Genomic DNA, 22,219 nt, shown 5'->3' with positions numbered 1-22,219 from the left:
ATTTTCGGAGACCGCTGTGCGCCGGGGGACACCCCACGGTGCCGGCAAGGCCAGGCTGGCGCACCATGCGAATTCTGATTGCCGAAGACGACAGCATACTCGCGGACGGTCTGGTTCGATCACTCCGCCAATCGGCCTATGCCGTCGATCACGTGAAGAGCGGCGTCGAAGCCGATACCGCGCTGTCGATGCAATCTTTCGACCTGCTGATTCTCGATCTGGGCCTGCCGCGCATGTCCGGCCTCGAGGTGTTGCGACGCCTGCGCGCGCGCAATTCCACCCTCCCGGTGCTGATCCTGACCGCGGCGGACAGCGTCGACGAACGCGTCAAGGGTCTCGACCTCGGCGCCGACGACTACATGGCCAAACCCTTCGCGCTGAACGAACTCGAAGCACGCGTGCGCGCCCTGACGCGGCGCGGCGCGGGCGGCGGCCCGACGGTCGTGCGGCACGGCTCGCTGTCGTTCGACCAGGTCGGCCGGATCGCCTATGTCAACGAGCAGGTGATCGATCTGTCGGCGCGCGAACTGGGTTTGCTCGAAGTACTGCTGCAACGGATCGGCCGGCTGGTATCGAAGGAACAACTCGTCGATCATCTGTGCGAATGGGGCGAGGAAGTTAGCAACAACGCGATCGAGGTCTACGTGCATCGCCTGCGCAAGAAAATCGAGCCGAGCGGCGTGCGCATCATCACCGTGCGCGGTCTGGGCTACTGCCTCGAGAAAGCGGCCTCGCCGGCGAGCGTGAGCACGAACGCCATGACCACGCCCCCGCCCGCCGAGCCCGAACCGCCCGGCTCGCCGCCGTCCGGCGCGATGCCGGCGAGCCATCACTACAAATAGAGGACGCCCATGTCCGCACGCGCAGACCGCGCTACGGCGCACGCGGCGGACCTCGACGAGGCGCGCGACGAGCGCTACGCCAACCCGTTCGCCCCGCCAGACGAAACCGAAGCCGCCGCCCAGGCTCGCCCGCGCTCGCTGTTCGGCGAGATTCTCGACTGGATGCTGGCGCCGCTGCTGCTGCTTTGGCCGATGAGTCTCGCGGTCACCTATCTGGTCGCCAAGTCGATCGCGAACAGCCCGTTCGACCGTGCACTGGAAACCGACGCTTACGTGCTGGCCCGCCAGATTCACCCGGTGAACGGCGTGGCGGAACTGACGCTGCCCGACTCCACGCGCGACTTTCTGCGCGCGGACAACGTGGACAGCGTGTTCTACCAGGTGCTCGGCACGCGCGGCGAACTGGTGGGCGGCGAGCGCGACATGCCGCTGCCGCACGAGGAAGACCGCCCGCAGCCGGGTCTCGTCGAATTTCGTGACGACGTGCTGCGCGGCAACGATATCCGCGTCGCCTACACGACCGTCGAGTTTCCGCAGACGCCCGGCGCGCAACCCGTGCTGGTGCAGGTCGCCGAGACGCTCGACAAACGCAGCCAGCTCGCCAACGACATCATCAAAGGCGTAATCCTCCCGCAGTTCGTGATTCTGCCGCTCGCGATCCTGCTGGTATGGTTCGGACTCTCGCGCGGCCTCGCGCCGCTGCACGCGCTGCAAGCGCATATCCGCGCGCGCCGCCCGGACGACCTGTCGCCGCTCGAGGCGCGCCGCGCGCCGCCGGAAATCGAGCCGCTCGTGACCTCGTTCAACGATCTGCTGACACGTCTCGAACAGAACATGGAGCTGCAGAAGCGCTTTATCGCGGACGCCGCGCATCAGATGAAAACCCCGCTTGCCGGCCTGCGCACGCAGGCCGAACTGGCGCTGCGTCAGGATGCCTCAGCGGAAGTGCATCGCTCGCTCGAGCAGATCGCCACCAGTTCGGAACATGCTGCGCGGCTCGTCACGCAACTACTGGCGTTGGCGCGCGCGGAGAACCGCATGTCGGGCCAGGTTTTCACGCCGGTCGAAGTGACGGAGGTCGCACGCAACGCAGTGCGCGACTGGGTCCAGGCGGCGCTCGCCAAGCAGATGGATCTGGGCTACGAAGCGCCTGAAGAACCCGTCGAAGTGGACGGCAATCCGGTCATGCTGCGCGAAATGCTGTCCAACCTGATCGACAACGCCATCCGCTATACGCCGCCGGGCGGGCGCATCACCGTCAGAGTGCGGCATGACGCGGCAGCGCGGCTCGTGCACCTGGAAGTCGAGGACACCGGCCTCGGCATTCCGGTCGCCGAGCGCTCGCGGGTGATCGAGCGCTTCTACCGGATTCTCGGCCGCGAAGGTGACGGCAGCGGCCTCGGACTTGCGATCGTCCGCGAGATCGCGACCATGCACGGCGGCGAGCTGACAATCGACGACAACGTCTATCAAACTTCGCCGCGACTTGCCGGCACACTCGTACGCGTCAGTTTGCATGTGCATGAACGGGCCGGGACTTACCCTAACGCGACTTGAATACGTCAGGTTGCCGATTCAATTTTGAGATACGTTGATCGCAAATTAGGCCTATTTGCCGCCAGATAGGCACATTTTTGTCGAAAACCAACAACACAGACGATGCTGCAATTTCACCCCGCCACGTCAGTACGCCGTAAGTTTCCACTCCAATAATCGGTTTCACGGGAACGCCGTTACCGGCGAACCGCGTGCATATCAATATTGGAGACGACATATGGCTACCGTTGGCGGGCAAATCTCGCACGTGCCGATGACGCGCGAAGAGAAGCGGGTGATCTTCGCATCGTCGCTGGGTACGGTTTTCGAGTGGTACGACTTCTATCTGGCCGGCTCGCTGGCGGCCTTCATCAGCAAGAGCTTCTTCTCCGGCGTCAATCCGACAGCCGCCTTCATCTTCACGCTGCTCAGCTTCGCGGCCGGCTTCGCGGTCCGGCCGTTCGGCGCGATCGTGTTCGGGCGGCTCGGCGATATGGTCGGGCGCAAGTACACGTTCCTCGTGACGATCGTGATCATGGGCCTGTCGACGTTCCTGGTCGGCTTCCTGCCAGGCTACGCGTCGATCGGCTTCGCGTCGCCCGTGATCTTCATTGCGATGCGGATGCTGCAAGGCCTCGCGCTCGGCGGCGAGTACGGCGGCGCCGCCACCTACGTGGCCGAACACGCACCGGCGGGACGCCGCGGCTTCTATACGGCCTGGATCCAGACGACTGCCACGCTCGGCCTGTTCCTGTCGCTGCTGGTGATTCTCGGCGTGCGCACGGCAATGGGTGAGGACGCGTTCGGCGTCTGGGGCTGGCGCATTCCGTTCATCGTCTCGATCCTCCTGCTGGCCGTGTCGGTGTGGATTCGTCTGCAACTGCACGAATCGCCGGTGTTCGAGCGCATCAAGGCCGAAGGCAAGACCTCCAAAGCGCCGCTGTCCGAAGCCTTCGGCCAGTGGAAGAACCTGAAGGTCGTGATTCTCGCGCTGATCGGCCTCACCGCCGGCCAGGCCGTGGTCTGGTACACGGGCCAGTTCTACACGCTGTTCTTCCTGACGCAGACGCTGAAGGTGGACGGCAGCAGCGCCAACATCATGATCGCGATCGCGCTCCTGATCGGCACGCCGTTCTTCCTGTTCTTCGGCTCGCTGTCGGATCGCATCGGCCGCAAGCCGATCATCATGGCCGGCCTGCTGATCGCCGCGTGCACGTACTTCCCGCTGTTCAAGGCGCTGGCGCACTACACCAACCCGGCACTGGAAGCGGCGACCGCGAAAGCGCCAATCGTCGTGATCGCGAATCCGGACGAGTGCTCGTTCCAGTTCAACCCGGTCGGCACCACGAAGTTCACGAGTTCCTGCGACATCGCCAAGAGCGCGCTCTCGAAGGCCGGCTTGAACTACGAGAACGTCGCCGCGCCCGCGGGCGCGCTGGCGCAGATCAAGGTCGGCGATACGGTGATCAACACGTATGACGGCAAGGCCGCGGACGCCAAGGATCAAGGCAAGGCGTTCGACAAGACCCTCGCGACGACGCTGAAGACCGCCGGTTACGCGCCGAAGGCCGATCCCTCGCAGATCAACTGGCCAATGTCCGTGGTGATCCTGACGATCATGATGATCTACGTGACGATGGTCTACGGCCCGATCGCGGCAATGCTGGTGGAGATGTTCCCGACGCGCATCCGCTATACCTCGATGTCGCTGCCGTATCACATCGGCAATGGCTGGTTCGGCGGCTTCCTGCCGGCCACCGCCTTCGCGATCGTGGCGGCGAAGGGCAATATCTTTTCGGGGCTGTGGTATCCGATCGTGATCGCGCTCGTCACCTTCGTGGTCGGCATGCTGTTTGTCCGGGAAACCAAGGACTCGGACATCTACGCGAAGGATTGACGCGTCTGATGAACGGAATGGCTTCTTGAAAAAGTTGTGCGCCGGGGGTTGACAGCCTCCGGCGCCGTCAGCATAATCTCGCTTCTTTTGGCGAATTAGCTCAGTTGGTTAGAGCGACGGAATCATAATCCGCAGGTCCGGGGTTCGAGTCCCTGATTCGCCACCAGTTGCAAGAAAAAGCCGCTGATCCGCAAGGTTCGGCGGCTTTTTTGTTTTGGCTTTCCGAACTGCAACTACAGCAACTTCAAGGAGGTTTCTTGATGACGTTCCGCACCGCCGCGCTTTCCGTGGCTACCGCTTCCATCGCGTTTCTCAGCGGCACTGCCGCATGCGCCGCTCAGGCTCAGACATCGCCCGACAGTCAGTGGCGCACCAGCGCGACCACGCTATCCACGCTGCTCCAGGACGGCTACAAGATCGTCGCCGTCGTGAACGGCGCTCATAGCAGCGCGGGCCCGGCCGACACGATTTTCGTCCAGCGCGATCAGAGCGCGTTCAAATGCATCGACCCGCAGCAGACCGATGCAAAAACGAGAACATCCGTTGCGCCACCGGCATGTTTCGAGCTGGTGCCGCCGTCGGGAGCGTCGGGGACGCCCGAGTCGAAATAGTCGGCACGCGGCGCGCCGAAGCGCGCCGTCAACCGCACGCGCTGCGCCGATCTTCAGAATGTGAAGCTACGGCTTGAGGGGCCGGTGCTGGCGCCGACGCGTTCGACACCGCCGGTCAACCAACAGCGTCCCTCCCGTCACCGATCCACCAACCGGCTCAGATTGCCGCGCACCCGCTGCAACAACGCAATCAACTGCTTCGCTTCCTCATCGGTGAAGCCGTTCAGTGCTTCGAGCGCGACTTCGTCGCCGACCTTGCGCGCTTTGCCGAGCGTGCGCTCAGCCTTCGGCGTCATGCGCACCTGGCGCTCGCGGCGGTCCTGCGGATTGGCCGTCCGCTCGATCCAGCCTCCCTCTTCCATCCGATCCAGCAGACGACCCGCCGAGATCGGCGCGACCTCGAGCAGGTCCGCAAGCCGCGCCTGATTGGTGTCGCCGTAATGCGCGAGATAGGCCAGCACGCGGCACTGCGCGCGCGTCAAATCGACCGACGACTTCGCAAGGTCGTCGAAACGCTTGCCTGTCAGCCGGCCGACATCGGAAATCAGAAAGCCGAAGCGCTCATCGAGTTGGGTTTTCATGCGCGGATTATACGAAGGCATTCGTTTTTCAGCGTTGAAACGGGCGCAATTCAGGCTCCGCATAATTCCCGATGGCCGGCGCGCGCGCAACCGATATACTAAGCATGCTTACTATATCGACGACCCCGCTCATTCATGTCTTCCGACACCCCGGCGGCCAGCGCCGCCGCGCCGCTCAACCGCCCGATGATCACCGTCTCGATCATGCTGGCGACGTTGATCCAAACGCTCGACAGCACGATCGCCAACGTGGCGCTGCCGCATATGCAGGGCACGCTGTCCGCGTCGCAGGATGAAATCACGTGGGTGCTGACCTCGTACATCGTCGCCGCCGCGATCGCCACGCCGCTTACCGGCTGGCTGTCCGACCGGCTGAGCGTCAAGCGTCTGCTGATCTTCGCGATCGGCGGCTTCACGGTGTCGTCGGCGCTGTGCGGTTTGTCGGAGACGCTCACGCAGATCGTCGCGTCGCGTTTGCTGCAAGGGATTTTCGGCGCGTCGCTGGTGCCGCTGTCGCAGTCCATCCTGCTCGACATCAATCCGCGCGAGAAGCAGGGACAGGCCATGGCCGTGTGGGGCATGGGTGTGATGGTCGGACCGATTCTCGGGCCGACGCTCGGCGGCTGGCTTACCGACAGCTACAACTGGCGCTGGGTGTTTTTCATCAACGTGCCGATCGGCGCGTTCGCGCTGTTCGGCGTGGCGACCTTCCTGCCCGCGCGCGAACCGAAACACGACGCCAGGTTCGACGCATTCGGCTTCGCCACGCTGGGTCTCGCCATCGGCGCATTGCAGGCCATGCTCGATCGCGGCGAGCAACTGGACTGGTTCGGCTCTAATGAAATAGTCGTCGAGGCGCTGCTCGCGGCCATCAGCTTCGCGTTTTTCCTCGTGCACACGGCCACGGTCGGCGAGAAATCGTTCTTCAAATACGAACTGTTGAAGGACCCGAACTTCGCCACGGGGACGTTTTTCATCTTCGTGATCGGCGCGGTGATGTACGCGACGCGCGCGTTGCTGCCGCCCATGCTGCAGAACCTGATGAACTATCCGGTCGCGACCACCGGCCTCGTCACTGCGCCGAGCGGCGCGGGCACGATGGTCGCCATGCTGTTCGCCGGGCGCCTGCTGAAGCGGATCGATGCACGGCTTCTGCTGCTCACGGGCTTTCTGATCTCGGCGTTCGCGCTCTGGCAGATGATGCATTACACGATCGTGCTGTCGGCGTCGGACATTGTCTGGCCCGGGGTGATTCAGGGCTTCGGGCTTGGGCTCGTGTTCGTGCCGCTGAGCGCGCTGACCTTCTCGACGCTCACGCCGGAACTGCGCGCGGATGGCACCGCGACGTATAGCCTGATGCGCAACATCGGCAGCAGTATCGGCATTTCGATCGTGCAAACGCTGATGACGCGCAACACGCAGGTCTCGCATGCGGACCTCGCGGCCAATATCACGCCCTTCAATCCCGCCGTCCAGCCGATGCTCAACAACGGCTCGACTTACGACATGGCCGCGCTGAACGCGTCGATCACCCAGCAGGCGTCGATGATCGCGTATCTGAACGACTTCAAGCTGATGTTCATGGCGACGCTGCTGGTTATTCCGCTTCTGCTGTTGATCCGCCCCGCGCATAAGGCGGCGGATGCGTCGGTGGCGCATGCCGCGATGGATTGAGACGCGGCACTGACCCGGCTAGTGACCGTCGCAGCGGGCTGCGCGCGGCGCCCGCGTCTAAGCTTCGATCCGCCCGCGCGTCACACCCAACAGTGCCGCCATCGCCGCCCGCGCCGCCGCTGCGTCGCGATCGCGAATCGCTTCGAACACCGCCGTATGCTCGGCCAGCGACGCATTGAACACCTCCGCGCGTTTTGCATTCAGGCGCAGTTGCGCTTCGAGCGTGCGTTCGATCAGCGTGCCGAGGGGAATCAGCAATTCGTTGCTGCACGCGGTCAGCACGCTCAAATGGAACCGCAGATCGGCACGCACCCATTCGTCGACATTGCGCGCCGCCACCATGGCTTCATGAGACGCGGCGAGCGCATAGAAAGTGTCGTCTGTATATGAAGCCGCCGCCAGACTCGCGGCATATGGCTCGATCATCTCGCGCATTTCCTGCAGCTTGAGCGCAAAAGCCATCGGCTCAGCGACCCGCGAGTACCAGTCGAGCACGTCGACATCGAGCAGATTCCACGCGCGTTTCGGACGCACGCGCGTACCCACACGCGGACGCGATTCGATCAAGCCTTTCGAAGTCAACGTGCGCAACGCCTCGCGCAACACCGTGCGGCTCACGCCGAACGTTTCCATCAACTCCGCTTCGCGCGGCAGGATCGAATCGGGCGCGTAGTCGCCGCGCAGAATCGCGGTCGCCAGCTGATGGGCGACACGCCCATGCAGATCGTGCTGAATAGCTTTCTCCTGGCGGCCTTGCGCCGCTATTGATAGGGGAACAGAGGCCGGAACGAGCGCGATTATCCGGCATCTCAACCGTGAGATCACTGCTTTGACAACGCCATGCCGAGACGCGTGTCTTGCCACTATCTGGCAAATAATACTATTAATAGTACTTAAATGCCCTTTTGTTGTAGCATGTGAATCCTCGAAATAGTTTGCAGACGCCTAAGGCCGATGCTTTGCATAGGGCCGAAGTAAGCGCCAAAGCGCCAACTCCGGCCGACAAGGAGACGCACACCATGAAAATCACCAAGCTCGAAACCTTCATCGTTCCGCCGCGCTGGTGCTTCCTGAAAATCGAAACCGACGAAGGCATCGTCGGCTGGGGCGAGCCCGTGGTGGAAGGCCGCGCGCACACGGTGGCGGCCGCCGTGGAAGAACTGTCGGACTATCTGATCGGCAAAGACGCGCTTCTGATCGAAGACCACTGGCAGGTCATGTACCGCTCCGGCTTCTATCGCGGCGGCCCGATCACCATGAGCGCGATCGCCGGCGTCGACCAGGCGCTGTGGGACATCAAGGGCAAACATCATGGCGTGCCGATTCATGCGCTGCTCGGCGGCCAGGTGCGCGACAAGATCAAGGTGTATTCGTGGATCGGCGGCGACCGTCCGAGCGACGTGGCCAACAACGCGCGCGCCGTGGTCGAGCGCGGCTTCAAGGCCGTGAAGATGAACGGCTCCGAAGAGTTGCAGATCATCGACACCTTCGACAAGGTGCAAGGCGTCATCAACAACGTCGCAGCCGTGCGCGAGGCGGTCGGACCGAACATCGGCATCGGCGTGGATTTCCACGGCCGCGTGCACAAGCCGATGGCCAAGGTGCTGGCGAAGGAACTCGACCCGTACAAGCTGCTCTTCATCGAAGAGCCGGTGCTGTCGGAGAATGCCGAAGCGTTGCGCGACATCGTCAATCAGACCAACACGCCGATCGCATTGGGCGAGCGTCTTTACTCGCGCTGGGACTTCAAGCACATCCTGTCGGGCGGCTACGTCGACATCATTCAGCCGGACGCGTCGCACGCGGGTGGCATAACCGAGTGCCGCAAGATTGCGTCGATGGCGGAAGCCTACGATGTCGCGCTCGCGCTGCATTGCCCGCTCGGCCCGATCGCTCTGGCGACCTGTCTGCAGATCGATGCCGTGAGCTACAACGCGTTCATCCAGGAACAGAGCCTCGGCATCCACTACAACCAGGGCAACGACCTGCTCGATTACATCAAGAACCCGGAGGTCTTCAAATACGAAGACGGCTTCGTGTCGATTCCGCAGGGCCCGGGCCTTGGCATCGAGGTCAACGAGGAGAAAGTGCGGGAGATGGCCAAGGTCGGCCATCGCTGGCGCAATCCGGTGTGGCGCCATGAGGATGGCAGCGTCGCCGAATGGTAATTGCGTGAAGGAACGCCGCCCGCGGGCGGCGTTTTTGTTTGCGTCGACGACCGCATCGCCGATGCGGCGCGCGCGTTACGGTGACGTGACGCGTGGGCCGTCGCAGTAACGTAACATCCCGGACCGAACAAGCTCGAACGCGCGTTTATCGCGCTCTGCCCAGACCCGCACGCATCCCCGCAAAGCCTTGTCCAGAAAGGTTTTCAAGCCGTCCGTTCGGCATCAGACAGAAATATGGCCCGCTCCTTGCTCAAATGCATTCAAACGACAAATGCATCGGGGAAAATCATGGGCGAGTTCCTTCCAGACTATCTGCTCCGCGAACAGGCCGCCGTCGGCGCGTTGGTGGTTTTCGGCGTGCTGCGCATCATCGGCGCGGCACTCGCATTCGAACGCGGCTGGCGCATCTCAGTTGTCGAGAAATGCTTCATCGGCGCCGCAGTGCTGTACTGCCTGCCGCAACTCTTCGATCTGCTCACGCATATGTACGGCTCGCGCGCCGCGGGCGCCGAACTGGAAGGCAAAGCCGCGGGCTGCGCCATCGCGCTCTTTTGCGCGCCGATCCTCGGCCATCGGCTTGGTCTCGAATAAGCGGCGCCTCGCCATGCAATTGGCCAAGCGGCTCATGAGGCGGCCAAAACCCACGTTTCGCGCGGGCGACGTCCTGAAGCTGAAGTCAGGCGGCCGCCCGATGACCGTCACCTGGAGCGGCCCAGTGTTGTTCGCGCCGGGCAACTGGCTGATTTGCCAATGGTTTAGCAATACCGGCGAGTTGCAGCAGGAGATGTTTCCGGAGGAGACCCTGGAGCGGACGAGCCGCGTGCTCGCCGCCTGAAAAGTGTAGTAACGGATTGCTGGCCACCGCCAGGCGACCGTGTGTATTGCGCCGCACGCTTTTGCCGTGCGGCGCTTTTTTATGTGGCCGACGTCGCGCTTGCGAGACGTCGCGGACCTGAACCCTTGCGGACGCGATTGCGGTTCAGGTGCCGCCGCTCATGTCGCCCGACCCGCCACGACCTCGCGCCACGCTGTCAGCCGAGTCCGAGCGCGGCGAACGCCGGCACGCTATGCGACAGCGCGGCCGCCGCGACGAACACGCCGATCATCGCCAGTGCTTCCAGATACAGCACGTTGACGAAGGTGTGGGCATCCATAGTCGAGGCGGTGCGGCGCAGGCGCGGCAGCGCCAGAAAGCGGTTGAGTCCGCCGAGCACGAGCGCGAGCGCGACCAGCGCAAGCTTGAGCATCAGCACATGTCCCCACGTGCTGAGTTCAATCGCCTCGAACGACCCACCCGAACCCCGCACCGCGTTGAAAATGCCGGAGAGCAGCACGAGCGCAACCGCCACCACCGACACGTTCGACACCTGCGTCGCCGTGCGGATCAACATACCGCGCGCGGTCGAGGTGCCGAGTGCCGGCAGAACCGCGAGCCCCGCCGCCATCGCCAGACCGCCCCACACGCTGGTAACGAGCACGTGCAGCGTTTGCATGGCGATCGCGGCCGAGGCCGGACCGGCATCCGCCGCATGACCCAGCGACGCCTTACCGGCGGCGATCGCGACCACCGCGAGCCACAGGAGCGCATTGCGCAGCATCCCCGTATGACTTGCCATGGCCGTGCCGAGCAGCACCAGCGCGCCGGCAAACGCAAGGCTCCAGCCGTAACCGACATGGGTTTGCGTCAGTACGGTCGGCACCACGCCGATGGCGGCCGGCAACCCGACGCCGCTCATCGACGCCGCCTGATACAGCAGCCAGCCGAGATCCGCGAGCACCAGCACGACGGTGGCCGTCAACATCGAGCGTTGCGCGCGCAACCAGGCGAGGCGCGCGGGCGAGACCTTCTGCTGGGCGTCCTTCGCGAGCCACGCGCCGAGCAACGCCGAACCGACGGCAAACGCAAACGCGACGTTCATGAGCGCGGCCATGGCGACCTGCCCGATCCAGAGTCCGTCGATGCTCATTTGACGATAAACGCAAAGTCGCCTTGGGTACGGTGGCCGTCCGTGGCTACCGCGATCCAGTGCACCGCGTAGCGGCCGGCGCTCAACTGCGGCAGCGGCAGATGCATGATCCGGGCGTCCTGCTTGTCGACCTGGGACTCAGCCGGAGCGGCCACCTTGCCGCTGGTGTCGGCAAGCGCGATCTTGCTGAAAGCCGGTTCGAGCGGCTCGGTGAAATGAATCGTCACTTCGGAGGGCGCGGCGACTTCGGCGTTGGCCGCCGGCTCGCTCAAGCTCAGATGCGCATGGGCGAATGCCGTGGACGTCACGAGCAGCGCCGCGGCGCCGAGCATCGACGCTCGCAACGCCGGACGGGAAAAATTAAGTAGCTTCATTTAATGCCGATAACGGATGATCAGGAAAACAGTGGGCGTCGGACCCAGGCGCGTCGAGACCGGACAAAGTCCGGCGCGCCCGGAAGTGTACGCTTCGATGGTTCGCGCGGGCGTCGGTTCAACCTGGTTTATCGTTAGTTCGTGCGCGGCCAAGCTTTGCGCCCTTGATCGCGCAAACAAATTTGGAACAACAGTTAGGCAGCATGAAACGGTTGTGCGCGTCAAACTGTCGCATGGCTGTGACAGCAGGAACCTTCTCTAATGTGCCAAATAGTCATCATCACCCTTCGATGATAGAATGCTGCGTCGCCGCAGCGCCGGCTGCCCTTCACACCGAGCCGCTCGAAGTTCGGTCAGGTCCCCGATTTTGATGGAGTTACGCGTGTCTTCAAGACGCATTTTCCGCCCGTTGCTCGCCCTTCTGCTGATCGGCTCCGCGGGCGTCTATAGCGCTGCGAAAGCGCAGACTCAACCGAAAGCCCCCGATACGATGGAAGCGCGCGTGCAAGGCTGCACAGCCTGCCACGGCACGCATGGCCAAGGTACGGACAACGACTACTTCCCTCGCCTCGCAGGCAAGCCGGCCGACTATCTGTACAACCAGCTACAGAATTTCCGCGAAGGGCGCCGCAAGTACCCGCCCATGAACTACCTGGTCACGTACCTCTCGGACGACTACCTTCATCAGATCGCCACGTATTTCTCGCAACAGCGTCCTCCGTATCCGCAGCCGGCCAAGCCGACGGTATCGTCGAGCACGCTGGCTCGCGGCCAGCAGATCGTGCTGAACGGCGACGCCTCGAAGCAGATTCCGGCTTGCGCGGCCTGCCACGGCAAGACATTGACCGGTATGCAACCCGCTATCCCGGGTCTGGTCGGCCTGCACTCCGACTACATCAGCGCGCAGCTCGGCGCATGGCGCTCGGGCTCGCGCCATGCCATCGCGCCTGATTGCATGCACACCATCGCCACACGCCTGACCGACGAAGACGTGAACGCCGTTGCCGCCTGGCTTTCCACGCAACAGGCCCCACAAAACCCCGTGCCGGCTCCGGCCCGCTCGATGAAGACTCCGCTTGCCTGCGGCAGCGAACCGCAATAAGGCACCGGGAGAGACACTCAAATGAAACGCAAGTCTTTGTTCGCCCTCTCGGCAGTCGTCGTCGTTGCGGCTGCCGCACTCGTTCCCGTCCTGTGGTCGGGCGGCGACCATCTGCATAACGGCACGGCCATGGCGGCAACGCCCGCCGACCAGGCCGCGCTGATCAAGCAGGGGGAGTATCTCGCCCGCGCCGGCGACTGTATCGCCTGCCACACGGTGCGCGGCGGCAAGCAGTTCGCCGGCGGGCTGCCCATGGCCACGCCGTTCGGCACGATGTTCACGCCGAACATCACGCCTGACGACCAATACGGTATCGGCAAGTGGACGCAAGACGACTTCTATCGCGCCATGCACACCGGCCGTTCGAAAGACGGCAGCCTGCTGTACCCGGGCTTCCCATTCACCAGCTACACTAAGGTCACGCGCGCCGACTCGGACGCGATCTACGCGTATCTGCGTTCGGTCACGCCGGTCAACGTGCCGAGCCGTCCGCACGAACTGAAATTCCCGTTCAACCAGCGCAACATGCTGATCGGCTGGCGCACGCTGTTCTTCCGTGAAGGCGAGTACAAGCCGGATCCGACCAAGTCGGTCGAATGGAACCGTGGCGCGTATCTGATCGAAGGCCTCGGCCACTGCGGCATGTGCCACACGTCGATCAACGCCATGGGCGGCCCGGTCAGCTCGGCGGCGTTCGCCGGCGGCCTGATCCCGCTGCAGAACTGGTACGCACCGTCGCTCACGTCGAACAAGGAAGCCGGCCTCGGCGACTGGGAAACCAAAGACATCGCCGATCTGCTGAAGACCGGCGTGTCGAATCGCGGCGCCGTGTTCGGTCCGATGGCCGAAGTGGTTCACAACAGCCTGCAGTACATGTCAGACGCGGACATCAACGCGATGGCCACGTACCTGAAGACGATTCCGCAGAAGAGCGAAGCGCCTGAACCGCTTCAGCTCGAAACGTCGGAAAAGTTTGGCGGCGAACTATTGAAGCAAGGTCAGAAGATCTACGCCGACAACTGCGCAAAGTGCCACGCGGAAAATGGCCTCGGCATGCCGCCGGCCTTCCCGCCGCTCGCGAACAACCAGTCGATTCAGATGCCTTCGGCGGTCAACCCGATCCGTATGGTGCTGAACGGCGGATACCCGCCGAGCACGGATGCCAACCCGCATCCGTTCGGCATGCCGCCGTTTGCACAAGCACTGTCGAATCAGGAAGTTGCGGCGGTTGTGACGTACATCCGTATGTCGTGGGGCAACCACGGCACGGCCGTCTCGCCGCAGCAAGTGTCCGATCTGCGTTCGGCACCGCTCGACTAAGCAGCGTTCGTTGCACCCGGGGCGCGGCCTGCGAAATTCGCGGCCGCGCCCTTTGTTTTTGAAGGACCGGTATCATGGGGGGGAGTAGTTACCCTGAGAAAACGCCTAGCGCCAAGTTTTCTCACCCTCGCGGGGGCTTGGCGCGAAGCGACAGGTCTGGGGGGCTCTTATGAAACTGGGCAGGAGATAAGAATCGTGCATGTCGGGGAGCGTTTTAACAGCATTACCCACCTCGTCGGCGCCGTACTGTCGGTGGCGGGTCTTGCAACGCTCGTGACGATGGGCGCGCTCGACGGCGACGCGTACAAGGTGGTCAGCTTCAGCGTGTACGGTGCGATGCTGTTCGTGCTGTATGCTATCTCGACGCTTTACCACAGCGTGCGCAATCCGCGTGCGAAGGCGGTTCTGCAGAAGTGCGACCATTCGGCGATCTACCTGCTGATCGCCGGCAGCTACACTCCGTTCACGCTTGTCACATTGCGCGGACCGTGGGGCTGGTCGCTATTCGGCGTAAGCTGGGGGCTTGCCGCTCTCGGCATCGTGCAGGAATTGACGCTGGGGCGACGCACCCGCAGCGTTTCGATGGTGCTGTATGTCCTGATGGGATGGCTCGCGCTCGTTGCCGTCCGCCCGCTGGTTGAAGCCTTACCGGCAGCGGGTACCGCCTGGCTCGTGGCCGGCGGAGTCATCTACAGCGTCGGCATCTACTTCTTCATCAACGACGAGCGCATCCGGCATGGACATGGTATCTGGCACCTGTTCGTACTGGCGGGCAGTCTGTGTCAATTCGTCAGTGTCGCGCGCTACGTCGCGTGACACCCCACGGCGGCGAAATGCAACTTAAGGCCAGTCAACGTGTCTGCATAGCGCGTTGAAGCATTCGGCACGCGTTTCCCGCGTGCCGCCGATTTCTCTGCGAACGGAACTGGGCTTCGGCCTCGAACACGCCAAGCGGGTGTGTTCATGCGGCATTTATGCCTGCCTGAGCCCATGTGTGCCGTTCGCGAAACTGCATTGCAAAGATCTTTTATGTCTTTTGATTCCCTCGGCTTGTCCGAACCGTTGGTCCGCGCTGTACACGAACTCGGCTACACCACTCCGACTCCTATCCAGACGCAAGCGATTCCCGCCGTGCTCAACGGCGGCGACCTGCTGGCCGGCGCGCAAACCGGCACCGGCAAGACCGCCGGCTTTACGTTGCCGATCCTGCAACGTCTGAACACCATGCCCGCCGTTACGACCGGCTCGGGCAAGCGCGCGGTGCGTGCGCTGATCCTCACGCCTACGCGTGAACTGGCGGCGCAGGTCGAAGAAAGCGTGCGCGCGTACGGCAAGTATCTGAAGCTGAAGTCGACCGTGATGTTCGGCGGCGTCGGCATCAATCCGCAGATCGGCGCACTGCGCAGCGGCGTGGATATCGTCGTCGCGACGCCGGGCCGTTTGCTCGACCACATGCAGCAGAAGACCATTGACCTGTCGCATCTCGAGATTCTCGTGCTCGACGAAGCCGATCGCATGCTCGACATGGGTTTCATCCACGACATCAAACGCGTGCTGGCGAAGCTGCCTCCGAAGCGGCAGAACCTGCTGTTTTCGGCCACCTTCTCCGACGAGATCAAGACGCTCGCCGACAATCTGCTCGACTCGCCGGCGCTGATCGAAGTCGCGCGCCGCAATACGACCGCCGAAACGGTCGCGCAAAAGATTCACCCGGTGGATCGCGACAAAAAGCGCGAACTGCTCACGCATCTGATCAAGCAGCACAACTGGTTTCAGGTGCTGGTGTTCACGCGTACCAAGCACGGCGCCAACCGTCTTGCCGAACAACTGACCAAGGACAGCATCAGCGCCTTGGCGATTCACGGCAACAAGAGCCAGTCGGCCCGCACACGCGCGCTCGCCGAGTTCAAGGACGGCACGCTGCAGGTGTTGGTCGCGACCGACATCGCGGCGCGCGGTATCGATATCGACCAACTGCCGCACGTGGTCAACTACGATCTGCCGAACGTGCCGGAAGACTACGTGCACCGCATCGGCCGCACGGGGCGTGCAGGCGCGACGGGCGAAGCGATCTCGCTGGTGTGCGTCGACGAACTGCAGTTGTTGAAGGACATCGAGAAGCTGATCAAGCGTCCGGTGCCGCAGGAGGTGATTGCCGGTTTCGAACCGGACCCGACTGCGAAGCCGGAACCGATTCTGCGTCGCGGCCAAGGTGGTGGTGGCGGCGGTGGCGGTCGTTCGCCGCGTCAGGGTCAAGGCGCACCGAAACGTGATGGCGCGGGTTCGGCTAAACCGGCGCAGCGCTCGGGTCAACGCCCGGCGAACGGTCAACAGCAGCCGAAGCCGCAAGGTGCGAAGCCGGCCGGCAATGGCGGCCAGCCGCGTCGTGATGGGCAGCGTCACGACGACCGGCCGCGCGCCGTCGCGCATGAGGGCAGCGCCGCGCAGCACGCGCCGCGCAAGCCGCAAGGCGCGAAACCGCAAGGCGGCAATCCGGGTGCGTTGCTGGGTGGCGCCAAGCCGCGCAACGACGCGCCGCGCGGTGGTCAGCCCACACGCAGCGGTCAACGCGGCCGTTAAGTTGCAAGGCTTAGCCGACGCTCGCCGGCCGCTGTCGTTTCGCTAAGGACGACCGGCCGGCGGCGGCGGTCAGCATAGCCGCCGGGCCTGGAAGGCATGCACTCGCGCGGTCGCTTTCTTGCATCAGGACGACTGGCCGGCAGCAGCGGTCGGCATAGCCGCTAAGCCTAAAAGGCATGCACTCGCCGGCGGAGCTGTCCTTGCATCAGGACGACCGCCGGCAGCAGCCGCGAACATAGCCGCTGAGCCTAAAGGCATGCACTCACCGGCGGGGGCTCTCCTTGCACGAGGACGACCGGCTAGCAGCAGCGGCCCGCTACGCCTACAAGAAGCCACCCACCTGTCGCTGGCCGTTGTCCTCGCATTGAGAACTACCGGCCCGCCGCGGCAGCCGCTTGCTTCAGGTGCTCGATCTGCTGTTCCCATCGATCGAGCACCGCCTTTCCCTCCCCTTCCAGTTCGAACGTAATGCCGCTCGTCAGACGCGCGTAACGGACGCTTTGCGCCTCCGCCGTGTCGATCGAACCGTGCAGATAGACGAGCCCGCTGGCATCGCCCGCGACGCTCGCTAGCGGCGTCATGAGCAACTGCACCTGATAGAACGCCGCGTCGCAGACGAAGGTGAGCGCTGCCCGTCCGCTTTGCGTGATCGCGCGCGCCGCCCTCGCTTGCGGCCACAACGCGATGCATAACGTGCGCGAATCAGGCGCGTACAACTCGCCGACGCCGAGCAGCGACGTGCGCACATGGCCATTCGTATCGACGCTCAGCAGCGACGCGGTGAAACCCGTCTTGCTCGCCAGCGACGAGCCGTCGAACAACGCGCGCACGGCATCGGGCCATTCATCGAACACGGTCTGTTCGACTGGACGTTCGGGGGCGGGGGAATCGCTCATGATGTCGATCAGAATAGAAGTGAACCAGCATGCATCATGCCTTGAAACGCAAATGGCCCGCATAAGCGGGCCATTTGCAACACCGGCGATTCACGCCAGGCGATCAGCGAAAGAACACATGCTGCGTGATCTTGGCGAGCGGGTAGTGCACGCCAGGCTGAATCCGCGCCGGCAGATTGAGCGGCTTGAGCAGCATCTTCACGCACATGTCGGCCGACAGATTGCGCCGCACCAGCGCATTGATACGCGCCGCGCGCTCGCGGTTATAGGTCGAGTCGTGCACGCGCTCCGGATAACGAGTCGCGAACACGTGCCGCAAAGCGATCTCCGAGTCTTCGTTCTTGATTTCCATGACGCGGCGCATGAGCGCGCCGAGCACGGCGAGCCTGCCGTTACCTTCGATCTTGTTGTACTTCTTGAAGTACTTGAAAAAGTGCTTGTAGTGACGGACTTCGTCGGTGCGGATGTTGTCGGTGATCTGCTTGAGCACCGGCTCGTCCGAGCATTCGCCGATCGCGCGATACAAGGTCGCCGTGCCGGTTTCCACCACGCAGCGCGCGACCATCTCGAGCGCGCGGGTCTTTTCGAAATCCTCCACTGAGCAGGTCAGCGAATACTCTTCCATAAAATTACGAAACGCCGTGTCCCAGTCGAATTCGGGCCACACGTAAGCGATATACGTCTTGAGCGCGCGGCCATGCTGCAGCTCTTCCGGCTCCCACTCCTGGTTGAGCCAGGCAGAGACTTCGGGATCGCCGTTAAAGAAAGTGCTTAGATTGCTCGTGTAAAGATCGGAGCCGCTTTCGATAAACGAAGACGCGCACAGCAACAGCAGCAAATCTTCGTTCGCGACGGCCTTTTGCCGATCAATACGGGTGAGGTCGATGTCCTCGATCCGCCAGGGCATGACATGGTTCAGCTCTGTGTGCATCGTGTCTTGCTCCGAAAGCTGTATCGACTCGCGGAGCTCGCTCGAAACCGCCCGCTCTCGGCCGGGCCGGTCCGCCGTGTCTGATACAGCGCCTTGAATTAGAGTTAACCCCTTCTACCTGCATCTTAGTCGGTGTTTCGCAACTCTGCAGATAACCCAGCACAGACCATGCCGAGCCGCCGCAGTTCCAATGGCGCGGTAGTCGAATCATTCGGTCGGACAATGGCGCGGCGCGCGCGGCACAAAAAAAACCAGCTCGAAGAGCTGGCTTGAGTCCGTGACGATAGCTCGTCGGTCAGGTCTGACGGGTATGGCGGCGCTTTGGGTCAGCGGCGCAAGGCTCGCGATCAGGCGATCTGAACGCCCTGCATCAGACGCACGCGGCGCATGCGCCACGCCACGACCACGAGCGAAAGACCAGACAACACCGCGGCAATCAGCACGTAGTAACTTGGCGCAAGTTTGTCCCCGGTCAAATGAATGAAGGTCTCCACGATCGTGGGCGCGAAGCCGCCGAAGATCGTCACGCCAATGCTGTAACCGATTGAAAGACCCGTCGAGCGCACCTGCGTCGGAAAGATTTCGGACATCAATGCGGGCATCGGCCCGGAATAAGCCGCCTTGAAAATGCCCGCCGTGCCCTGCAACAGGAGCAGCCAGCCGATGGTCGGATGAGACTGCAGCAGCGCGAACATCGGATAGATCAGCGTGCCCATCAGAATCGACGTGGTTAGCATGATGCGAATCCGTCCGATGCGATCAGACAACGCGCCCATCACCGGCGAGAGCAGGAATTGCAGGCCGCCGTTGAGCACCACCACGCCGAACGATGCCGCCGCCGGCATGTGCAACTGCTTGACGGCGTACATCGGCATGTAGAGCTGCAGTACATAGACGCCTACCGTGGATTGCGCGACGATGCCGATCGCGAGCAGCAGGTTGACCCACTGGCTGGCGAACGACGCGTCTTTCTCTTCGCTTGCCGTGGCGCGAGCGCCGGCCGCTTCACGCGCCTCGCGCAGCGCGAGGAACTCCGGCGTCTCGTCAAGGTGCGAACGGATGTAATAGCCCACCGGGCCGACCAGCAAACCGAACACGAACGGCAGGCGCCAGCCCCAGTCATTCAGTTGCGCGGGCGGCATCCATGCGGTCAACAACGAGCCGAACGCGGCGGCCGTAATCGCGGCAAGCCCCTGGCTCGCGAACTGCCAACTCGCGTAATAGCCGCGGCGCGACGCGCTATGTTCGACCATGAAAGCGGTCGCGCTGCCGAACTCACCGCCCACCGCGAATCCTTGCACGAGCCGCGCGAACAGAATCAGGATCGGCGCTGCGATTCCAATCGACGCATACGGTGGCATCACCGCCATCGTGAAGGTGCCGACCATCATCAGCGCGATGGCGAACGTCAGCGCCGCCTTGCGGCCCTTGCGGTCGCCGTAGATGCCGAGCACGACCGCGCCCAGCGGCCGCATCAGGAACGAGATGCCGAAGGTGGCGATGGCAAGCAGCGTGGAGAGCCACTCGTCCCGCATCGGGAAAAACTCTTTGGCGATGAGGGTCGCGAAGTAGCCATAGACCAGAAAATCGAACCACTCGAGCGCATTGCCGACCGACGACGAAAACACGATCCGCCGCACCATTGCTTTGGAAAGCGGCGCGTGCGCGAAATGAGGGGAAGCTGTCGCCGAAGGCGACGCGTGGGTCTGCATAATGTCTCCTGCTCTGTCGGATGCTCGATGCCTGATGCCTGGCGCGCGGGAAGCGAGCGCCGTCGGCAACCGGTGTATTTGATCGGTGCGCTGCCTTTAGCGTGCAGCGGGCGAAGTCCGAGGAATCGCCCGCGCATGCAGCGAAGCGCAGCCTCGAGCGGCGCCTCGCCTTGCGCGTGGGTGCTTGCCTAAAACCCCGCAGCCAACCCGTCGCGGCGGCTATCGCTTGCCGCCACATAGCCGCGCTCCGGATCGTTGCGATCGAGCTTCCAGATGTACTGACCGGAGCCGAAGTCCATATACGGATCGTCGACCGACTTGATCGTGTGGCCGAGCTTCTGCAAGGCCTCGGCGGTCTTCGGATCGAGCGTCGATTCGATGTCGATCGTGAAATCGCGATTGACCTTCCAGCGCGGCGCGTCGCACGCGGCCTGCGGCTGCTGACCGTAGTCGAGCATCCGCACGATAGATTGCAAGTGGCCTTGCGGCTGCATGTCGCCGCCCATCACGCCGAAGCTCATGACCGCTTCCTGGCGGCCGTTCACCTGCTGCGTGAGGAACGACGGGATGATGGTGTGGAACGGCCGCTTGCCGCCTTCCACCACGTTCGGCGACTTCGGGTCCATCGAGAAACCGCAGCCGCGGTTCTGCATGGCGATGCCGCTATCCGGCACCACGATGCCCGAGCCGAAACCCATGTAGTTCGACTGGATGAAGCTGACCATCATGCCGCGCTCGTCCGCCACCGACATGTAGATGGTCCCGCCGGCCTTCGGCATGCCGAAGTCGAACTGCGTGGCGCGCTTGTGATCGATCAGTTTGGCGCGCGAGGTGAGGTAGGCGTCGTCGAGCATCTGCTCCGGCGTGACCTCCATCGAACGCGGATCGGCGACATAGCGGTAAACGTCGGCGAAGGCCAGCTTCATGGCTTCGATCTGCAAGTGCTGCGACTCGACGTTGTCGACCGCCAGTTCCTTCACATCGAATTTTTCGAGGATGCCCAGCGCGATCAGCGCAGCGATGCCCTGCCCGTTCGGCGGAATCTCGTGCACCGTGTAGCCGCGATAATCCTTGCCGATCGGCTCGACCCAATCCGCTTTGTAGCTGCGCAGGTCGCCGAGCGTCAGCGCGCCGCCGCCTTCGCGGGCAAACGCGGCTATCTGCTCGGCGATCTCGCCTTCGTAGTACGCGCGCGGGCCTTGTTCGGCGAGCTTGCGCAGCGTCTTCGCGTGGCCGGGAAAGCGCACCAGTTCGCTCACTTCCGGCGCGCGGCCGCGCGGCATGAAGGTTTGCGCGAAGCCCGGCACGTCCTTTAGTTCCGGCACGGCGGCGGCCCACTTATAAGCGACGATGCTCGCCACCGCGTGACCGCGCTCGGCGATTTCGATGGCCGGCTCCATCAGGTCGGCGAACGGCAGCGTGCCGAATTTCTGATGCAGCGCTTCCCAGCCGGCGATCACGCCGGGCACCGTCACCGCGTCCCAGCCGCGTTTCGGTTGCTTCGCCAGACCGTTTTCCTCGCCGTATTTGCGCTTGAAGTAGTCGACGTTCCACGCCGCCGGCGACACGCCCGACGCGTTGAGGCCATGCAGCTTCTTACCGTCCCACACCAGCGCGAACGCGTCGCCACCCAGCCCGCACGAGACCGGCTCGACCACCGTGATGGCGGCGGCCGCCGCGATCGCGGCATCGACGGCATTGCCGCCTTTCCACAGCATGCGCAGTCCGGCTTGCGCCGCGAGCGGATGCGAAGTCGAAACGATGTTGCGCGCGAATACAGGCAGACGCGGCGTCGGATAAGGGTTTTGCCAGTTGAAGCCAGTCATGTCGAACACTCTCGAAAGCGCGGCCCGGCTTGCGGAAACCGCCGGAAACCATTGGAAAACAGATCGAACGCGGGGTCAGTCGGGGTGCAGCATGAATCAACCGCGGAACCTCGGATTGCATCGTGATCCGGCCCAAAAAACAAATTCATTTATCAAATGAATAAATGCGTAAAAAGGCTGAATAGATCGATGGCGCGGTCGT

20 protein-coding genes and 1 tRNA gene are annotated in these 22,219 nt (G+C 63.2%); 13 read left to right on the top strand and 8 right to left on the bottom strand.

The window, feature by feature from the left end:
- The first annotated feature begins 65 nt into the window (after positions 1 to 65).
- From B0G75_RS23895 to B0G75_RS23875, 5 genes are all read left to right on the top strand, one after another.
- The gene (locus tag B0G75_RS23895) at positions 66 to 842 is read left to right on the top strand and encodes a response regulator transcription factor (protein ID WP_106311258.1); all 777 of its coding nucleotides are present in this window, start codon (positions 66 to 68) and stop codon (positions 840 to 842) included.
- A 9-nt stretch (positions 843 to 851) separates the two neighbouring features.
- Positions 852 to 2,399: a sensor histidine kinase gene (locus B0G75_RS23890; RefSeq protein ID WP_106311256.1), complete on the top strand. Its 1,548-nt coding sequence runs from the start codon at positions 852 to 854 to the stop codon at positions 2,397 to 2,399.
- Positions 2,400 to 2,616: 217 nt separating this feature from the next.
- Positions 2,617 to 4,275, top strand: coding sequence for an MFS transporter (locus B0G75_RS23885; RefSeq protein ID WP_106311253.1), 1,659 nt, complete (start codon positions 2,617 to 2,619; stop codon positions 4,273 to 4,275).
- An 89-nt stretch (positions 4,276 to 4,364) separates the two neighbouring features.
- Positions 4,365 to 4,441, top strand: a tRNA-Met gene (locus tag B0G75_RS23880).
- Between the two features lie 94 nt (positions 4,442 to 4,535).
- On the top strand, positions 4,536 to 4,886 hold the full coding sequence (locus B0G75_RS23875; protein ID WP_106311391.1) for a hypothetical protein: 351 nt from the start codon (positions 4,536 to 4,538) through the stop codon (positions 4,884 to 4,886).
- Between the two features lie 137 nt (positions 4,887 to 5,023).
- Here B0G75_RS23875 and B0G75_RS23870 read toward each other — a convergent pair whose 3' ends face one another.
- Complete coding sequence (locus tag B0G75_RS23870; RefSeq protein WP_106311388.1) at positions 5,024 to 5,467, bottom strand: MarR family winged helix-turn-helix transcriptional regulator; 444 nt, start codon at positions 5,465 to 5,467, stop codon at positions 5,024 to 5,026.
- A gap of 135 nt (positions 5,468 to 5,602) precedes the next feature.
- On the opposite strand from B0G75_RS23870, the gene B0G75_RS23865 reads away from it, so the two are divergent.
- Positions 5,603 to 7,141: a DHA2 family efflux MFS transporter permease subunit gene (locus tag B0G75_RS23865; protein WP_106311250.1), complete on the top strand. Its 1,539-nt coding sequence runs from the start codon at positions 5,603 to 5,605 to the stop codon at positions 7,139 to 7,141.
- Between the two features lie 57 nt (positions 7,142 to 7,198).
- Here the strand turns inward: B0G75_RS23865 and B0G75_RS23860 are convergent, their stop codons facing one another.
- Positions 7,199 to 7,876, bottom strand: a complete 678-nt coding sequence (locus B0G75_RS23860; RefSeq protein ID WP_374956913.1) for a FadR/GntR family transcriptional regulator — start codon at positions 7,874 to 7,876, stop codon at positions 7,199 to 7,201.
- Positions 7,877 to 8,160: 284 nt separating this feature from the next.
- On the opposite strand from B0G75_RS23860, the gene dgoD reads away from it, so the two are divergent.
- The 3 genes from dgoD to B0G75_RS23845 all read left to right on the top strand — a co-directional run bounded on the left by dgoD (position 8,161) and on the right by B0G75_RS23845 (position 10,144).
- Entirely contained in the window at positions 8,161 to 9,309 is a 1,149-nt protein-coding gene (dgoD, locus tag B0G75_RS23855) for a galactonate dehydratase (protein WP_106311247.1), read from the top strand.
- A gap of 288 nt (positions 9,310 to 9,597) precedes the next feature.
- On the top strand, positions 9,598 to 9,900 hold the full coding sequence (locus B0G75_RS23850) for a hypothetical protein (RefSeq protein WP_106311245.1): 303 nt from the start codon (positions 9,598 to 9,600) through the stop codon (positions 9,898 to 9,900).
- Positions 9,901 to 9,913: 13 nt separating this feature from the next.
- Positions 9,914 to 10,144, top strand: coding sequence for a YodC family protein (locus B0G75_RS23845; protein WP_181309334.1), 231 nt, complete (start codon positions 9,914 to 9,916; stop codon positions 10,142 to 10,144).
- 196 nt (positions 10,145 to 10,340) lie between these two features.
- Here B0G75_RS23845 and B0G75_RS23840 read toward each other — a convergent pair whose 3' ends face one another.
- Together B0G75_RS23840 and copC are read right to left on the bottom strand one after the other, a co-directional pair.
- Positions 10,341 to 11,276: a CopD family protein gene (locus tag B0G75_RS23840; protein ID WP_106311242.1), complete on the bottom strand. Its 936-nt coding sequence runs from the start codon at positions 11,274 to 11,276 to the stop codon at positions 10,341 to 10,343.
- A complete protein-coding gene (copC, locus tag B0G75_RS23835) occupies positions 11,273 to 11,650 on the bottom strand; it encodes a copper homeostasis periplasmic binding protein CopC (RefSeq protein WP_106311239.1) in 378 nt (125 codons plus the stop codon). The genes B0G75_RS23840 and copC overlap by 4 nt, the downstream gene beginning before the upstream one ends.
- Positions 11,651 to 12,020: 370 nt before the next feature.
- Here copC and B0G75_RS23830 point away from each other — a divergent pair, with 370 nt between their 5' ends.
- From B0G75_RS23830 to B0G75_RS23815, 4 genes are all read left to right on the top strand, one after another.
- The gene (locus B0G75_RS23830) at positions 12,021 to 12,752 is read left to right on the top strand and encodes a cytochrome c (protein ID WP_106311236.1); all 732 of its coding nucleotides are present in this window, start codon (positions 12,021 to 12,023) and stop codon (positions 12,750 to 12,752) included.
- Positions 12,753 to 12,773: 21 nt separating this feature from the next.
- The gene (locus B0G75_RS23825; RefSeq protein ID WP_106311233.1) at positions 12,774 to 14,072 is read left to right on the top strand and encodes a cytochrome c; all 1,299 of its coding nucleotides are present in this window, start codon (positions 12,774 to 12,776) and stop codon (positions 14,070 to 14,072) included.
- Positions 14,073 to 14,267: 195 nt separating this feature from the next.
- Positions 14,268 to 14,888 (top strand): hemolysin III family protein, encoded by a 621-nt coding sequence (locus B0G75_RS23820; RefSeq protein WP_012434269.1) that lies wholly within the window; start codon positions 14,268 to 14,270, stop codon positions 14,886 to 14,888.
- A gap of 213 nt (positions 14,889 to 15,101) precedes the next feature.
- A complete protein-coding gene (locus B0G75_RS23815) occupies positions 15,102 to 16,652 on the top strand; it encodes a DEAD/DEAH box helicase (RefSeq protein WP_106311231.1) in 1,551 nt (516 codons plus the stop codon).
- A 371-nt stretch (positions 16,653 to 17,023) separates the two neighbouring features.
- On the opposite strand, the gene B0G75_RS23810 is transcribed toward B0G75_RS23815, so the two are convergent.
- The 4 genes from B0G75_RS23810 to ggt form a co-directional block, all read right to left on the bottom strand.
- The gene (locus B0G75_RS23810) at positions 17,024 to 17,548 is read right to left on the bottom strand and encodes a hypothetical protein (RefSeq protein WP_106311228.1); all 525 of its coding nucleotides are present in this window, start codon (positions 17,546 to 17,548) and stop codon (positions 17,024 to 17,026) included.
- A 103-nt stretch (positions 17,549 to 17,651) separates the two neighbouring features.
- Entirely contained in the window at positions 17,652 to 18,479 is an 828-nt protein-coding gene (locus B0G75_RS23805; RefSeq protein WP_106311226.1) for a ferritin-like domain-containing protein, read from the bottom strand.
- A gap of 347 nt (positions 18,480 to 18,826) precedes the next feature.
- Positions 18,827 to 20,191 carry an MFS transporter gene (locus B0G75_RS23800; protein WP_106311222.1) on the bottom strand — a complete coding sequence of 455 codons (1,365 nt, stop codon included), beginning with the start codon at positions 20,189 to 20,191 and terminating at the stop codon, positions 18,827 to 18,829.
- A gap of 188 nt (positions 20,192 to 20,379) precedes the next feature.
- Complete coding sequence (gene ggt, locus B0G75_RS23795) at positions 20,380 to 22,017, bottom strand: gamma-glutamyltransferase (protein ID WP_106311219.1); 1,638 nt, start codon at positions 22,015 to 22,017, stop codon at positions 20,380 to 20,382.
- Positions 22,018 to 22,219: the final 202 nt, after the last annotated feature.

It is taken from the genome of Paraburkholderia sp. BL18I3N2 (genome assembly GCF_003001875.1).
Classification (GTDB): Bacteria; Pseudomonadota; Gammaproteobacteria; order Burkholderiales; family Burkholderiaceae; genus Paraburkholderia; species Paraburkholderia phytofirmans.
The sequence above is the reverse complement of the archived record's forward strand: the minus strand, read 5'-3'. Positions and strand labels throughout refer to the sequence as shown.